Raw genomic sequence first — 13607 nt, forward strand, 5'->3', positions numbered from 1 at the left:
TCATAGGTGAAATGCTCTTGCATTACGCCGCGATTGCCCTGCCATTTCGCCATGAAATCGCCGGTAAAGCGCGACACGACCCGCCCGGTGGGGCCATAGATCACGCCATCGCATTTTATCGCACCGCTCAGGTGTTTGCGCAGGTCGATCCGGTCGGTGCCGCCGGCGTAATCCTGCGGGCGTTGCGCGCCAAATCCGGCAAAGCGCTCGCGCAATAGTGCCAGGGCCAGCATAAAGAGCGCGCCGAATACGATATAGCCAAGGGCCTCCATTGGATCAGTTCCTTTCGTCTAATGGTGTGCGGGCCAATAGCGCGATGGCCAGAAGTTTCAGGACACAGGGCAGGCCCCCGTAAAGCAGGCTCAGAAGCCAGAGCGATTGCGTGACATTGGTTCTGCCCGCCTCGAATCCGGCCGCCTGTAGCAGCGGCAAAAGCGAGACGGCGGCAAGCGCGAGGGTGAATTTCGATACGAAAGACCAAAGGCCGAACCCCTCTGCGGCAGTGGGTGAAATCGCGGCCATTCTTGCGGCGAAGAGGGCCGGCAAAAGGGTCATGTCCGCCCCAAGCGCCGCACCCGAGACAAGGCAGATCAGGGCAAACGCCCAGAGATCGCCCGCCCCAAGCAGGATCGCCCCGCCAAAGGCCGCAATCGACATCACCATGCCCGACAGCAGCACGCGTTTGGCGCCATATGCCTCGGCCAGCCCTCCCCAGAAGGGTGCGGCACCCGCGGCGGACAGGAAGAACAGCAACAGGAACGGCCCTTCCCATCCCGGCGCCTCAAGGCGGCTTTCGACGAAAAACAGGAACAGCGTCGAACTTACCGCGACCGGCGCGGCATTGATCAGCGCGACCAGCAGCAAGCGGCGCGCCACCGGGTCGTGCAGGATCGGGCCAAAGCCCGTGCTTTCGGGCAGGCGAGCGCCGCGCCACTGACCTGCCATGGCCCATATTGCGACCAATGCCAGCCCGAGAAAGGCCAGAGAAAAACCGGCGTAGCCGCCAAGAGCCAGCGGCGCAGCCGCCGCCGCACAGATACCCAAGAGTGCGCCGGTCTCACGCCAGCGGGCCAGCCGCAGGTGGCTCTGACCGGGCAGGTCATCGGCTGTTGCCACGCCCTGGGCATAAAAACAGATCGTCAGATAGCTGAAGGCGGAAAACACCACCGTCAGCATGACGGCAAACCACCACAATGGCGCAATCGGCGGCGTCACGGCAAACAGGCCAAGCATCGCCCCGGCCATGGCCAGAACGGCGACCGTGACCGATGCGGCGCGATGCGCGCGCAGGCGCTCCGACAGGCGGCCCAAAAGCGGGTCCTGCACGACATCCAAAAGGCGCAAGCCGAACAGCACCGAGCCAAGTGCGGCCAGTGAAACGCCGTATTCATCGACGTAAAACTTGGGCGCGTGGATGTAGAGCGGCAGCCCGGCCGAGGCGAGAAGCGCGGCAAAGAGCGCGAAACCGGGTAGGCGCGGCGTGGTTGCCGGGGCTGTGACGGTATGGCTCATCGGCTGATTTCTTCCGCCGGGGGCTTGGGCGGCGAGCGAAAGCGCGCGCCTTTCCACCACAGCTTGAGGGCCTGCCAGTGGATAAGGGTCAGCACACGGCGCGACCCAAAGGGGCGACGCAGGATCGCGCGGATCAGGCCTGTGTTGCTCAGCGGCTTGCGCGACCCCACCAGCGTGGCGATCACCCCGCCATTGCCGCCGGTGAAATCAATCCATATCCCGATCCGATCCGCGCGCAGATCAAAGCGAAACTCGTAACGGCCGTCGATCTGCTGGAATGGCGAGACATGGAAAATCTTGCTGGCCCTGAGACGGTCGGTTGCGGTGATCGGGGCAAGGTCATCGCGATGGCACATGTATGAATGCCGCTCGCCATAGGTATTGGTGACCTCGGCGATGATCACCGGCACATTGCCCTGCGCGTCGCGGCAGATCCAGAAGGCCACCGGGTTGAACACATGGCCAAGAATGCGCGGCTGCGCCAGCAGCTCGATACGGTCGGGCGCAGGAAGATCATGCGAGGCCAGCACCTCGCGCACCCATTTCGCGCCCTGCCCATGTCGGGGAGGCCCGCCATGATCGCTATCCCAGACCGAGGCAAGCCCGCCGCGATTGCGTCCGAACAGGCGCGGGGCATCAAGTGGGCCTTCGGCATCCAGCAGAACATAGTCGATGCCGTAACGAAAGGCGTTTTCCACCGCCCCCTTGCGCCCGTGCCATGTATTGCCGGCGATATGGTCGATCGTTTTCACTGTGCCGCCACCGACAGCGCAGAGCGGTCGAGAAGCGCCTCTGCCGCCTCAAGCCCGCTTGCAAGGCCGTCTTCGTGAAACCCGTGCCGCATCCATGCACCACAGAACCAGGTGTTTCGCGTGCCATTGGTCATCCGCACGCGGTCCTGGGCGTTCAGCGCCGCCAGATCATAAACCGGGTGGCGCAGGGTGACCTGATCATAGATCAGCTCATCGCGGATCGGGCGGGTGGAATTCAGGGTGACGAAATGCGGGTCATCCTCGGGGATGGGTTGCAGACAGTTCATCCAATAGGTCAGGTCAATCTGACCGTCCCGTTTGGCGGCGGTTTCGGTATAATTCCACGACGACCAGACGGCGCGCCGTCTTGGCATCACGCTGGTGTCGGCATGCAGGACGATATCGTTGGGCTGATAGGCAATGGCGCCAAGGTTGGCGCGCTCGGTCTCGCTTGCATCGCTCAAAAGGCGCAGGGCGTCGTCGGAATGGGTGGCAAGGATCACCTCGTCAAAGCGTTCCCAGTCGCCCCCCTGCGCACGGATTTCGACACCACCGTCAAGGCGGCGCACAGCGGCCACCGGGGTGGCGGGGCGCAGGGCCACGCCCTGGGTGCGCAGGCATGCCTCAAGGCGCGAGACATAGGCCACCGATCCGCCCTTGACGGTGTACCACTGGTGCTGGCCGGAATAGTTGAGCAGGGCGTGGTTCTCAAAAAACTGGATCATCGCATGGGCGGGAAAGTCGAGGATTTGTTCGGTCGGCGTTGACCAGATCGCGCCGGATAAAGGCAACAGGTAAAAGTCGCGAAAATAATCGCCGGTTCCGATCTTGTCGAGAAACTGTCCGATGGTCAGGCCACGGTCGCCGGCGTGATCGAGTGCGCAGGCGTTAAAGCGAAAGATGTCGCGCAGCATCCGCAGAAAGCGCGGGTTAAGCGCGTTGCGCCGCTGTGCGAAAAATGCCCCGGCACTGGCCAGCCCGTATTCAAGCGCGCCGCCGCGCACCGAGGCGCCAAAGCTCATGTTGCTTTTGACGACAGGCACATCAAGCCGTGCGAAAAGATCCGCGAGATTGGGGTAATTGGCATAGTTGAAGACGATAAACCCGGTATCGACCGGCTGATCGCCGCGCTTGCCCGCGATGATCGTGCGGGCATGGCCGCCAAGGCGCGGTTCCGCCTCGAACAGGGTTACGTTATGGGTATCTGCCAGCCGATGCGCGGCCCCCATTCCGGAGATACCTGAGCCGATCACGGCAATCGTCTTGCGCGCGACGGCGCTTGTTTCAAATGGCATAAGAGGTGTCCGACCCGTTCCTGATGTTATTCATGGAATACGCAGGGGCGGCGAGAACGGATTAGAAAGAATTATTCCGCAAAACGGTGATCCGATCACGGTCGGGGCGCGTAACAGTTTTATGTTCACGGATTGCGCCCTTGTTGATCGTCCTGCCCCCTCGCCGGTGATTGCCGCGCGTGCTAAAACACCCGAGAGAGCAGCCAAACGGTCAGGACCGGCGCACGTGACATCGACAAAAGACAGGAAACAGAAGGAAAACGAGGATTGGGTGGCCTGCATCGCCCGTATCCGCGAATCGCAGGACGAGGCGGCCTTTGCGCGGCTTTTCGGTCACTTTGCGCCTCGGGTGAAGGCTTTTCTCATGCGCTCGGGGGCGGATGCCACCCTGGCCGAGGAATGCGCCCAGGAGGTGATGGCGGTGCTTTGGCAAAAGGCGCATCTGTTTGATCCTTCCCGTGCAAGTGCGGCGACCTGGATCTTTACCATCGCGCGCAACCGCAAGATCGACGCCCTGCGCAAGCAAAAGCGCCCCGAGCCCGAGGATCTGCCCTGGGGCAACGAGCCAGAGCCGGACCAGGCCGATGTGCTGGCGCTGCAACAGGAAAGCAACCAGTTGGGCGAGGCGATTGCCGCCCTGCCCGACAAACAAAGGGTTCTGATCGAAAAGGCCTATTTCAGCGATCTCAGCCATTCCGAGATTGCCGATCAGACCGGGCTGCCGCTTGGCACGATCAAATCCCGTATCAGATTGGCGCTGGACCGTTTGCGCCACGCAATGAAGTGACCGTTATGACCTATGTTCAAATCAAGCATCACCTGAGCGACGCGCTTTTGATGGCCTATTCCGCAGGCAACCTGCCGGAAGCCTTCAGCCTTACGGTGGCCGCGCATATTTCGATGTGCGACGAATGTCGCGCCCGCCTCGGGGCATTTGACGCCATGGGGGGCGCCATTATAGAGCGCTGCGGGACCGCCGAGATGAACGCCGGTAGCCTTGAGGCGACGATGCAGCGCATCCGCGCAACCGGCCCCGTGAAGACCGCCGCACCCGCGCGCAAATGCAACCTGCCACAGCCTTTGCAGGATTACATCGGCGGCGATCTTGATGCGGTGAAATGGCGCTCGGCCGGCATGGGGGTAAAACAGGCGATCCTGCCCACGTCACGCGAGGCGACGGCGCGGTTGCTTTTCATCCCCGCCGGGGCGGCGGTGCCGGATCACGGTCATCGTGGCACCGAGTTGACGCTGGTGTTGCAGGGGGCGTTTGTCGATGAGGTCGATCATTTCGGGCCCGGCGATATCGAGATTGCCAATGAGGACCTCAATCACACGCCGGTGGCCGATATCGGCGCCGATTGCATCTGTCTTGCCGCGACCGACGCGCCGCTGCGGTTTCGTGGATTGATTCCGCGACTGGCCCAGCCGTTCCTGCGGATTTAACCCGCCTGAACCGCAGCTGTCAGAGTTTCAGGCCCTTACCAGCGCTTGAGGGCGTCTTCGTCCACGTCCTTGGCCGCGACCCATTCGGCGCCCTCTTGCGTCACTTCCTTCTTCCAGAAGGGCGCGCGGGATTTCAGGAAGTCCATCAGGAACTCGGCCGCCTGAAAGGCATCGGCCCGGTGGCGCGCAGAGGTGGCCACCATCATGATCATCTCGTCGGGATGCAACCGGCCATAACGGTGAATGACCATGACATCGCCCAGGTTCCAGCGCTCACGGGCCTCGGTTGCTATGGCTTCAAGCGCCTTTTGGGTCATGCCGGGGTAATGTTCGATTTCCATTGCGCTAAGCGCGCCCTTGTCCAGATCGCGCACGATGCCGGTAAAGGTAACCACCGCACCCATGCCCGATTGCCGGGCCGCGAAAGCATTGGTTTCTAGACCCAGATCAAAGGCGGCGTCCTGTACCCGGATATCCATCGCTCAACCGCCGGTCATCGGCGGGAAAAATGCCACTTCGCGGGCGCCGTTCAGGGGGGCGTCAAAATCGGCCAGCTCCTGATCAATCGCCACGCGCAGCGCGGCAAGATCGGAAAACGCGGCCTCGTAACGCGGCTCGCGCGCGCGCAGATCCTCGACCAGCTCCATGACCGTGGCAGGGTTGGTTTCTATCCGGTCCTTGGGGTGCCCGACCCGTTCGCGCACCCAAGCGAAATAAAGCACATCCATCATTGGGTATCCTTCAGATGTGGGATGGATTTCTTGAGGTAATCCATCCCGGTTATCAGAGTCAGCGCCGCGGCCAGCCACAACAGCCAGACCCCAGCATGCCCGGCCCAGATCATGCCGTTGTATTTCCAGTGCAGCCCGTGAACATCCTCTTCACGCCCGGCCAGAATGTCGATCACAAGGGCATCATCCATACCGATGATCGACATGCCGAAATAATGCTCGAACACGCCTTGGGCGAAAAGCACGGCAATCGCGATCATCTGGGCCGTGGTCTTCCATTTCGCCAGTTGCGTCACCTTGAGCGTGCCCGCCGTATCGCCAAGATACTCTCTCAGGCCCGAAACGAAAACCTCGCGAAACAGAATCACCGTCGCAGGCAGCACCAGCCAGGGCGACATGCTTGAATATCCCACGATCACCATCAACGCGATCACCACCATCGCCTTGTCCGCAATCGGGTCAAGCATGGTGCCGACCTTGGTGACCTGCTTCCAGCTTCGGGCGAGATAGCCGTCGAACCAATCGGTAATCGCGGCGCTGACAAACAGGATTAGGGCGAACCAATCGGCATAGGGCCTTGTAAAATAGAGGAACATCACCGCAACTGCCGGGGCGGCCAGCAGGCGGAGAGTGGTCAGGATATTGGGCAAGGTCCACGTCATAACTTTGGTTCTACCCTGTCACAACGCCGAGGGAAAGCGCCCTTGCATCGTCTTGGTCGTTCAAAAATCGCTGAGCAGCCGGGTGGTTTCGGGGTCCATAAACCCGGCCACGGTGGCGTCGGTTTCAAGTTGCAAAGCGCGGTGCATGTCGGGCATCGCGGCGGCGTTCAGCACCCGCTTCATGGCGCGCACCGAAAGCGTCGGCAGATCGGCCAGACGTTGGGCGGTTTCGCGGGCTGATTCCAGAAGTGCCCCGTCCTCAACGGTTTTCCACGCCAATCCGATTTCGTGTAACTCGTCCGCGCCATAGCGGTCGCCGAAAAACAGCATCTCGCGGGCCTTGCCAAGGCCCACCAGGGCGGGCAACAGGCTTGTGACTGCGCCGGTCACGAACAGGTTCAGCGAGACCTCGGGAAAGAACCCGCGGGCGGATTTTGCCCAGATTGGAAAGTCGCAATTTATCGCCCACTCGAACCCGCCACCCACGGCCCAGCCGTTGATCGCGCCGACCACAGGTTTGACGCCAAGGGTGATCGCATGGGTCGCGCGCTGAATTGCCTGCACAAGATCGCGGGCCTCTTCCTCGGTTTCGGGGTGGACATGCTCGCGCCGGTCATCGCCCGCGCAAAATGCCTTGCCCGCACCGGTGAAGATGATCGCGCGGGTGGCCGGATCGGCATTGGCATCCTCAAAGGCCCGCGCGACATCGTCGATCAGCGCGCGGTTCATCGCGTTAAGGCTTTGAGGGCGGTTCAGGGTGATGGTTCTGACGCCGCCGTCTTCAAGCGTGCTCAGCACGGTCTGATAGGTAAAATAGGTCATCTAGTAATCCCGTATGACGCGTTTCGTTTTCCCCTCGGTGAGGGGCAGGCTTCCGTTCGGCAAGAGAGTGACGCGGGCGGTGGCGCCAAGGGCCGCTTTCATCGCCTGCGCCACCTCTTGCGCAAGCGCCTCTGACGGCGCGTGCCCCGGTGCCAGTTCGACCGTGACCGGCAGGGAGTCATGCGGCGGCGGTGTGTCAAGCGTGATGCGGTAATCGCCCGAGAGCGCGGCAAAGCCGTTGATCACCGCCGCCACCATGGTCGGAAACAGGTTCAGCCCGCGCACCACCACCATGTCATCCGAACGCCCCACCACGCGAAACCGGAAACCCGTGCGCCCGCAGGTGCAGGGATCGGTTTCAACCACGGTGATGATGTCGCCGCTGCGAAAGCGCACGAGCGGCTGACAGTCACGTGCAAGGTGGGTCAGGACAAGCTCGCCGGTTTGCCCGGCTGCAAGGGGGACGGGGTCGGTCGTGTCGGGGTCGATCAATTCGGGGTAAAGCACGTCGGCGGCCATGAAATGCAGGCTGCTGTCATGCTCGCATTGCGCAGCAAAGTTACATAACACATCCGAGACGCCGTAATTTGCGTTGCGCGGCTCCATCCCCCAGACCCGGCGCAGGCGCTCGCGAAAGGCCGGATCGTCAAGCCCCGCCTCACCGCCAAACAGGCCCAGCTTCAGCCCGAGATCGCGCGGCTTGAGGCCCGGAAACTTGTCGGCAATCACCCGCTCCAGAACCGAAGGATAGGACGGGGTGCAGGAAATCGCGGTGATCCCCACCTCTTGAATGGTGCGCACCAAAAGTTCGGTCGATCCCACGCCAAAGGGCACGACAAGTGCGCCGGTTGCCTGAAGGGTCATGTGATCTGTCAGCCCGCCCATCCACATCTGATAGTTCAGGCAATGCACCACCGTATGGTCGGGTGTCAGGCCCGCCGACGATTGACAGCGCCCGCCGACGGTTTCGGTGATCGCGCAGTCGCGCGCCGAAAGCGCGAGGTTCATTGCCTGACCGGTGGTGCCCGAGGTTCGGTGCAGGCGGACGGCGGCGCGCGGTGGTGCGGCAAGATAATCGCCAAAGGGCGGGTGCGCCGCCTGTGACAGCCGCAATTGTGCTTTGTCCGACAGCGGGAGTTCCGCCAGATCGTATAGGTCCTTGGGCGGGGCCTTGCCGTGCCACAGATCGCGGTAAAGCGCGGACTGTCCCGCGACGTAATCGGCCTGCGCGGCCCATGCGCTCTGTTGATGCGCGTGCAGGGTTTCGGTGTCGGTAAATTCGGCGCGGTCCAGCAAGCTCATGGCTGTAATCCTCGGTCCCAGATGGTGGTCAGCGTGTCGATCACGGCCTCATGGTCGTGCGAAACCTCGATCAGCCCCGGTTCGCGGGAGAGGTAGAGGCTTGAGAAATACTGATCTGTCATGCCGCCAAGCGCATAGGCACGGCGGCGCAGTTCCGCCTCGGAGATCGCATCGCCACGCCCTTCGCGGACAAGGCGGCGCTGCGCCGAGGCGACGATGGTTTCGATCCAGTCGCGGTTCAGGGTGTGAAACACCTCGCGCGCGGGGGCGAAGTGATCCAGGTGATGGACAAGGCATTTCATCAGGCCGGGGTTTTGTTCAAACATTTGGCCATAGGCGCGGGTCGCGGCGTGAATACTCTGCTCGGGTGTCGCATGGCTGGCGCGGATCATGCTGGCCTGAAGGAACCGGGCAAAGCCCAGCAAAAGATCATTCAAAAGCTGGGTCTGATCGGGGAAATAAAGGTAGAAGGTGCCATTTGCGACGCCCGCCGCCTTGCAGATGGCAGCCACGGTCAGATCCTGAAGCGCTTCTGTGCGAAGCAGGGTGCAGGCGGCGATCCTGATCTGTTGCGCGGTTCGCTGGCCCTTGGTTTCGGTCGCGCTGCGCGAGGCGAGAACGCTGGCATAGTCGTAAACATCCGGTGGGGCGGTGCGGGCTTTGGCGGTGGGGGGCATTTTGGTGGCCTAAATATGAAACTGACGTCATATTCAGAAATTATCACATCCATGTCAATCACCTTTCGACGGCGCAGGATCAGCCGCGGTCGTGGAAGAAATCATAAAGCTTTTGCGCAAGCGCGTCCGACACCCCGTCAACCGCCCGTAAATCGGCCAGGTTGGCGCGGCTCACGGCCTTGGCGCTTCCGAAATGGGCCAGGAGCGCGCGCTTGCGCGCCGCACCGACGCCCGGCACCTCGTCAAGCGGGGTGACGCCCATGGATTTGGCGCGTTTGGCGCGGTGGGTGCCGATCGCAAAGCGGTGCGCCTCGTCGCGCAGGCGTTGAACGAAGTACAACACCGGGTCATTGTGCCGGAGCGCCATCGGGCGCTTGCCGGAGCGGTGGAATTCTTCCTTGCCGTGGTCGCGGTCGACGCCTTTGGCGACGCCGACCATCGGGATGTCGTCAACGCCCATTTCGCGCATGATGCTTGCCACGGCGCTGACCTGACCGGCACCGCCGTCGATCAGCAGCAGGTCGGGCCAGGTCCCCTGTGCGCGGTCGGGGTCTTCCTTCAGTAGGCGTTTGAAGCGGCGCATCAGCACCTCTTTCATCATGCCGAAATCGTCGCCGGGGGTCAGGCCATCGCCCTGGATGTTGAACTTGCGATAGTGGTTCTTCATAAACCCTTCGGCGCCTGCCACGATCATTGCCCCGACTGCATTGGTGCCCTGAATGTGGCTATTGTCATAGACCTCGATCCGGCCGGGCGGACCGGGCAGATCGAACGCCTCGGCCAACCCTTTGAGCAATTTGCCCTGCGTTGCCGTCTCGGCCATCTTGCGCGCCAGGCTTTCGCGGGCATTGCGCAGGGCGCCGTCGATCAGCTCTGCCTTTTCACCGCGCAGCGGAACCACCAGCGTCACCTTGCGGCCAAGCTTGTCCGAGAGCGCCTGTTGCATCAGATCGGGGTTCTCGATCTCGTGTGACAGGATCAACTGCCGGGGCGGGTCCTTGCTGTCGTAGAACTGACCGAGGAAGGCCTCGAGCACCTCGGGTTCTTCGACGTCGGAACCGACGCGGGGATAGAAATCGCGGTTGCCCCAGTTCTGTCCGCCCCGGATGAAAAACACCTGCACGCAGGCCTGTCCCTTTTCCAGATGCAGCGCAACAACGTCGGCCTCGTCCACGGTGCGCGGGTTGATGCCCTGGGCGGTCTGGACCTGGGTCATCGCCTTGATCCGGTCGCGCAGGGCGGCGGCGCGCTCGAACTCCATCGCCTCAGAGGCTTCGGCCATCTGGGCGGCAAGCTTTTCCTGGATCTCGGTGGATTTGCCCGACAGATAGCGCTCGGCATCGCTGACCTGCGCGCGATACTCTTCCTTGCTGATATAGCCGACACAAGGCGCGGTGCAGCGCTTGATCTGATATTGCAGACAGGGGCGCGTGCGGCTTTCAAACACTGCATCCGTGCAATTGCGAAGCTGGAACACCCTCTGCAACTGCGCCAGCGAGCGATTGACTGCACCGGCACTTGCGAAAGGGCCGTAATAGGACCCCTTTTCGCGCTTGGCGCCACGATGCTTCTTGATCATCGGAAAATCGTGGCTGGTGACGAGGATATTTGGAAAGCTTTTGTCGTCGCGCAAAAGCACGTTGTAACGCGGTTTGAGCTGCTTGATCAGGTTCTGTTCGAGCAACAGCGCCTCGGTCTCAGTGACGGTTGTCAGGAACATCATTGTTGCGGTTTCAGAGATCATCCGCGCGATCCGCCCGGTATGTCCGGTGGGGCGGGCATAGCTTGATACCCGCGCCCGAAGATTGCGCGCCTTGCCGACGTAAAGCACCCGCGCCTGCGCATCCAGCATACGGTATACCCCCGGCGAGGAATCCAGCGTGCGCAGGTAATCGCGGATCACCTCGTGGCCGGTTTTAGGCGGTATTTCCTGATTGGGTTCGGACATGGCACTTAGATATGATTCTTTGGCTGTGCTGCAATGATACGGCACCAAGGGCAAGAGGGAAGCTTTCCACCGTTCTTGTGGATAACTCTGAAGATAAGTTTCGGGGAACGCGAAATTTCCGTTGGATTCAGCAGCCTTCGCTGATTTGCCTAAAAAATAGGCGCTTTGATAAGTTGTTGTATCCGTTGTATAAAATATTGGGCGTGGTGCAAAATATTGAAAACGTTGAAGTTTTTGTAACGCTTACATGACGGGTATGTGAACGGTGCAAAACTTTCGTGGGACTGGTCCTGCCGACTACTCAACCCCAAGCACGTCCGGGGTCTGCCAGCCAAGGTGTTGCCCGCCATCCACACAGAGCAATTGCCCCGTCACGGCGGGTGCCGAGAGGAAATAAACAAGCGCGCTGGTGATGTCGCTGGCGTTTGCACCGCGCCCCATAATCGTGGCCCGTCTCTGGTTCTCGAAATGGCCGTCGCTTTGGCGATGCCCCTGAAGGGTGGGCCCCGGACCGATGGCATTGACCCGAACCCTCGGGGCAAGTGCCTGTGCGGCGGTCTGGGTGAAGGCCCATAGTCCCATCTTGGCGATGGTATAGCTCATGAAGGCTGGCGTAAGCTTGCGTACACGCTGGTCGATCATGTTGATCACAAGACCCTTTGTCAGCGGTTAGCCGGTTTCATCGACCACCGGATCGGGAACCTCGCGCGCCATGGCCTGTGTCAGAACAAACGGTGCGCGCAGGTTGCTTTCCATATGCCGGTCCCAGCTTTCGCGGGTGACGCTGTCAAGCGTGTCATGTTCAAAGATCGAGGCGTTGTTGATCAGCGTGGTGATCGGCCCGCCAAGCGCCTCTGCGGCCCGTCCCACAAGCGGGGTCACCTGGGTCTCGTCGAGCAGGTTGGCCTGAAGCGTGATCGCCTTGCGGCCCATGGTGCGGATTGCGTCGGCCACCTCTTCGGCGTCTGTCGCCGAGCTTGCGTAATGCACCGCGACATCATGGCCTTGCCGGGCAAGTTCGATCGCCATGGCTCGCCCCAATCGTTTTCCTGCGCCCGTTACCAATGCCCGTTTCATGCCCTGTCTCCGGTTAGATCAACACAATCGTGACATAGGCCCCATAGGCCAGGGTCAAGGCTATGCCCCACAGTCGCCCGATATCGAGGCGGAAAAACACAAACGGGATAAGCGCAAGCGAGGCGGCAAGCATCACCCAAAGATCGAATTCAAGGAATTCCTGATCGACCGGAATGTCGCCGACAAGGGTGGTCATCCCGATGATGGCCAGAAGGTTGAACATGTTCGACCCGATGACATTGCCAAGCGCAACGTCTGCCTGTTTGCGAAGGGCGGCCATCACGGTCGTCGCCAGTTCCGGCAGCGATGTGCCGACCGCCACCAGGGTCAGGCCGATCACGGCTTCGCTGATGCCATTGCGTTCGGCGATGATCGAGGCGTTATCGACCAGAATATCCGCCCCAAGCGGCAGGCCGACCAGGCCAAGCACCAGAAAGGTCACGATCTGCCACCAGGGCATGTCGGGGTCTGCGCCTTCGACATCCTCAAGCCCGTCCGCATCCGAGAGGGCCTTGATCGCCGCGTCACGCCGGTGGTTGCGTGCATCGCGAAAAGCATCGGCCAGCATCAGGGCCAGCGCGCCCAAAAGCACCGCACCCGCGAGGATGTCAAAGGTGCCGCGAAACGCCAGGGCGATGAAAACGACAGTGGCCAGAAGCATCTGGATATAGGATTTGGAACAGCGACAGCCGCTTGTATGCAGCACCGATATCATGGCCGGGATGCCGATAACCAACAGAATATTCGCCGTGTTCGAGCCGACAACATTTCCAAGCGCAAGGCCGGGCTTGTCGACCAGAACCGCGTTGACGGAAATCAAGAGCTCCGGGGCAGAAGTGCCGAAGGCGACAATCGTCAGGCTGACGATCAGGGCCGGAATGCCGACCCGAAGACTAAGGTTGACCGCGCCCTTCACCAGGGCATCGCCGGCAAGCAGCAAGATGACCAGGCCAAGCCCGGACAAAATCCATGGCATCATTTGCGCTTACCCTTCTGGCAGGTGCAGGGACCCTTGCCGATCCGGTAGCGTCCGCAGATTTTGCACTTGGCCTGAGCAAGGCGTTGTTGGCCCGGAAAACGCAGCTTGCCGAACATTGCCATCACCCCCATGCCGACCAGAAACAATATGACAATCTTTATCACCATATCAGAGACCAAACCGGGCATAGCTTGCCCGGTCCTCGATTGCGGTCAGGGCGTCCTGTGCGATCTCGATGCCAAAGCGCTGGAACAGCCCGCGTTTGCGGCCATAGCGCGCAAAGCGCACCTTATCGCCGTAAAGTTCTTTCAGCTTCGGCACCACATGGCCGATGCCATCGGCCAGCCCAAGGTCGATCGCGCGCTGGCCAAGCCAGAATTCACCGGTGAAAATATCCGGATTATCGG

The 13607-nt window shown here is 61.3% G+C and carries 16 protein-coding genes and 2 pseudogenes; 3 read left to right on the forward strand and 15 right to left on the reverse strand.

Annotation, left to right across the window (positions count from 1 at the left end; all coding sequences use genetic code 11):
• The 4 genes from QZ522_RS12905 to QZ522_RS12920 all read right to left on the reverse strand — a co-directional run.
• Positions 1-272 (reverse strand): DUF3833 family protein (locus QZ522_RS12905; protein WP_294612149.1); only part of this gene is annotated, 272 nt, incomplete at its 3' end.
• Between the two features lie 4 nt (positions 273-276).
• Positions 277-1512, reverse strand: a complete 1236-nt coding sequence (locus tag QZ522_RS12910) for an MFS transporter (protein WP_294612152.1) — start codon at positions 1510-1512, stop codon at positions 277-279.
• Positions 1509-2264, reverse strand: a complete 756-nt coding sequence (locus QZ522_RS12915; RefSeq protein WP_294612155.1) for a DUF1365 domain-containing protein — start codon at positions 2262-2264, stop codon at positions 1509-1511. Before QZ522_RS12915 ends, QZ522_RS12910 begins: the two co-directional genes overlap by 4 nt.
• Positions 2261-3559 carry an FAD-dependent oxidoreductase gene (locus QZ522_RS12920; RefSeq protein WP_294612158.1) on the reverse strand — a complete coding sequence of 433 codons (1299 nt, stop codon included), beginning with the start codon at positions 3557-3559 and terminating at the stop codon, positions 2261-2263. The genes QZ522_RS12915 and QZ522_RS12920 overlap by 4 nt, the downstream gene beginning before the upstream one ends.
• Positions 3560-3785: 226 nt before the next feature.
• Between QZ522_RS12920 and QZ522_RS12925 the strand changes: the two genes are divergently transcribed.
• Positions 3786-4346 (forward strand): sigma-70 family RNA polymerase sigma factor, encoded by a 561-nt coding sequence (locus QZ522_RS12925; protein WP_294612161.1) that lies wholly within the window; start codon positions 3786-3788, stop codon positions 4344-4346.
• A gap of 5 nt (positions 4347-4351) precedes the next feature.
• Complete coding sequence (locus QZ522_RS12930; RefSeq protein WP_294612164.1) at positions 4352-5002, forward strand: ChrR family anti-sigma-E factor; 651 nt, start codon at positions 4352-4354, stop codon at positions 5000-5002.
• Positions 5003-5037: 35 nt separating this feature from the next.
• Here QZ522_RS12930 and QZ522_RS12935 read toward each other — a convergent pair whose 3' ends face one another.
• The 7 genes from QZ522_RS12935 to uvrC all read right to left on the reverse strand — a co-directional run bounded on the left by QZ522_RS12935 (position 5038) and on the right by uvrC (position 11144).
• The gene (locus QZ522_RS12935; protein ID WP_294612167.1) at positions 5038-5481 is read right to left on the reverse strand and encodes a molybdenum cofactor biosynthesis protein MoaE; all 444 of its coding nucleotides are present in this window, start codon (positions 5479-5481) and stop codon (positions 5038-5040) included.
• A 3-nt stretch (positions 5482-5484) separates the two neighbouring features.
• The gene (moaD, locus tag QZ522_RS12940; RefSeq protein ID WP_294612191.1) at positions 5485-5730 is read right to left on the reverse strand and encodes a molybdopterin converting factor subunit 1; all 246 of its coding nucleotides are present in this window, start codon (positions 5728-5730) and stop codon (positions 5485-5487) included.
• Positions 5730-6395: a CDP-diacylglycerol--glycerol-3-phosphate 3-phosphatidyltransferase gene (pgsA, locus tag QZ522_RS12945; protein ID WP_294612170.1), complete on the reverse strand. Its 666-nt coding sequence runs from the start codon at positions 6393-6395 to the stop codon at positions 5730-5732. The genes moaD and pgsA overlap by 1 nt, the downstream gene beginning before the upstream one ends.
• 60 nt (positions 6396-6455) lie before the next feature.
• Positions 6456-7217 (reverse strand): enoyl-CoA hydratase/isomerase family protein, encoded by a 762-nt coding sequence (locus tag QZ522_RS12950; protein WP_294612173.1) that lies wholly within the window; start codon positions 7215-7217, stop codon positions 6456-6458.
• The gene (locus QZ522_RS12955; RefSeq protein WP_294612176.1) at positions 7218-8519 is read right to left on the reverse strand and encodes an AMP-binding protein; all 1302 of its coding nucleotides are present in this window, start codon (positions 8517-8519) and stop codon (positions 7218-7220) included.
• The gene (locus QZ522_RS12960; RefSeq protein ID WP_294612178.1) at positions 8516-9196 is read right to left on the reverse strand and encodes a TetR/AcrR family transcriptional regulator; all 681 of its coding nucleotides are present in this window, start codon (positions 9194-9196) and stop codon (positions 8516-8518) included. Before QZ522_RS12960 ends, QZ522_RS12955 begins: the two co-directional genes overlap by 4 nt.
• Before the next feature lie 79 nt (positions 9197-9275).
• Entirely contained in the window at positions 9276-11144 is a 1869-nt protein-coding gene (gene uvrC / locus QZ522_RS12965) for an excinuclease ABC subunit UvrC (RefSeq protein ID WP_294612179.1), read from the reverse strand.
• 11 nt (positions 11145-11155) lie between these two features.
• On the opposite strand from uvrC, the gene QZ522_RS12970 reads away from it, so the two are divergent.
• Positions 11156-11395: a hypothetical protein gene (locus QZ522_RS12970; RefSeq protein WP_294612181.1), complete on the forward strand. Its 240-nt coding sequence runs from the start codon at positions 11156-11158 to the stop codon at positions 11393-11395.
• A 46-nt stretch (positions 11396-11441) separates the two neighbouring features.
• On the opposite strand, the pseudogene QZ522_RS12975 reads toward QZ522_RS12970, so the two are convergent.
• The 4 genes and pseudogenes from QZ522_RS12975 to QZ522_RS12990 all read right to left on the reverse strand — a co-directional run.
• Positions 11442-12221: pseudogene (locus tag QZ522_RS12975) on the reverse strand (SDR family oxidoreductase).
• Between the two features lie 13 nt (positions 12222-12234).
• Entirely contained in the window at positions 12235-13200 is a 966-nt protein-coding gene (locus QZ522_RS12980; RefSeq protein ID WP_294612184.1) for a calcium/sodium antiporter, read from the reverse strand.
• Positions 13197-13388 carry a hypothetical protein gene (locus QZ522_RS12985; RefSeq protein ID WP_294612188.1) on the reverse strand — a complete coding sequence of 64 codons (192 nt, stop codon included), beginning with the start codon at positions 13386-13388 and terminating at the stop codon, positions 13197-13199. The genes QZ522_RS12980 and QZ522_RS12985 overlap by 4 nt, the downstream gene beginning before the upstream one ends.
• Positions 13369-13607, reverse strand: a pseudogene (locus tag QZ522_RS12990) (S49 family peptidase); the annotation flags it as partial. The pseudogene QZ522_RS12990 and the gene QZ522_RS12985, both read right to left, overlap by 20 nt.

The sequence above is a fragment of the uncultured Roseovarius sp. genome (assembly GCF_913054395.1).
GTDB lineage: Bacteria > Pseudomonadota > Alphaproteobacteria > Rhodobacterales > Rhodobacteraceae > Roseovarius.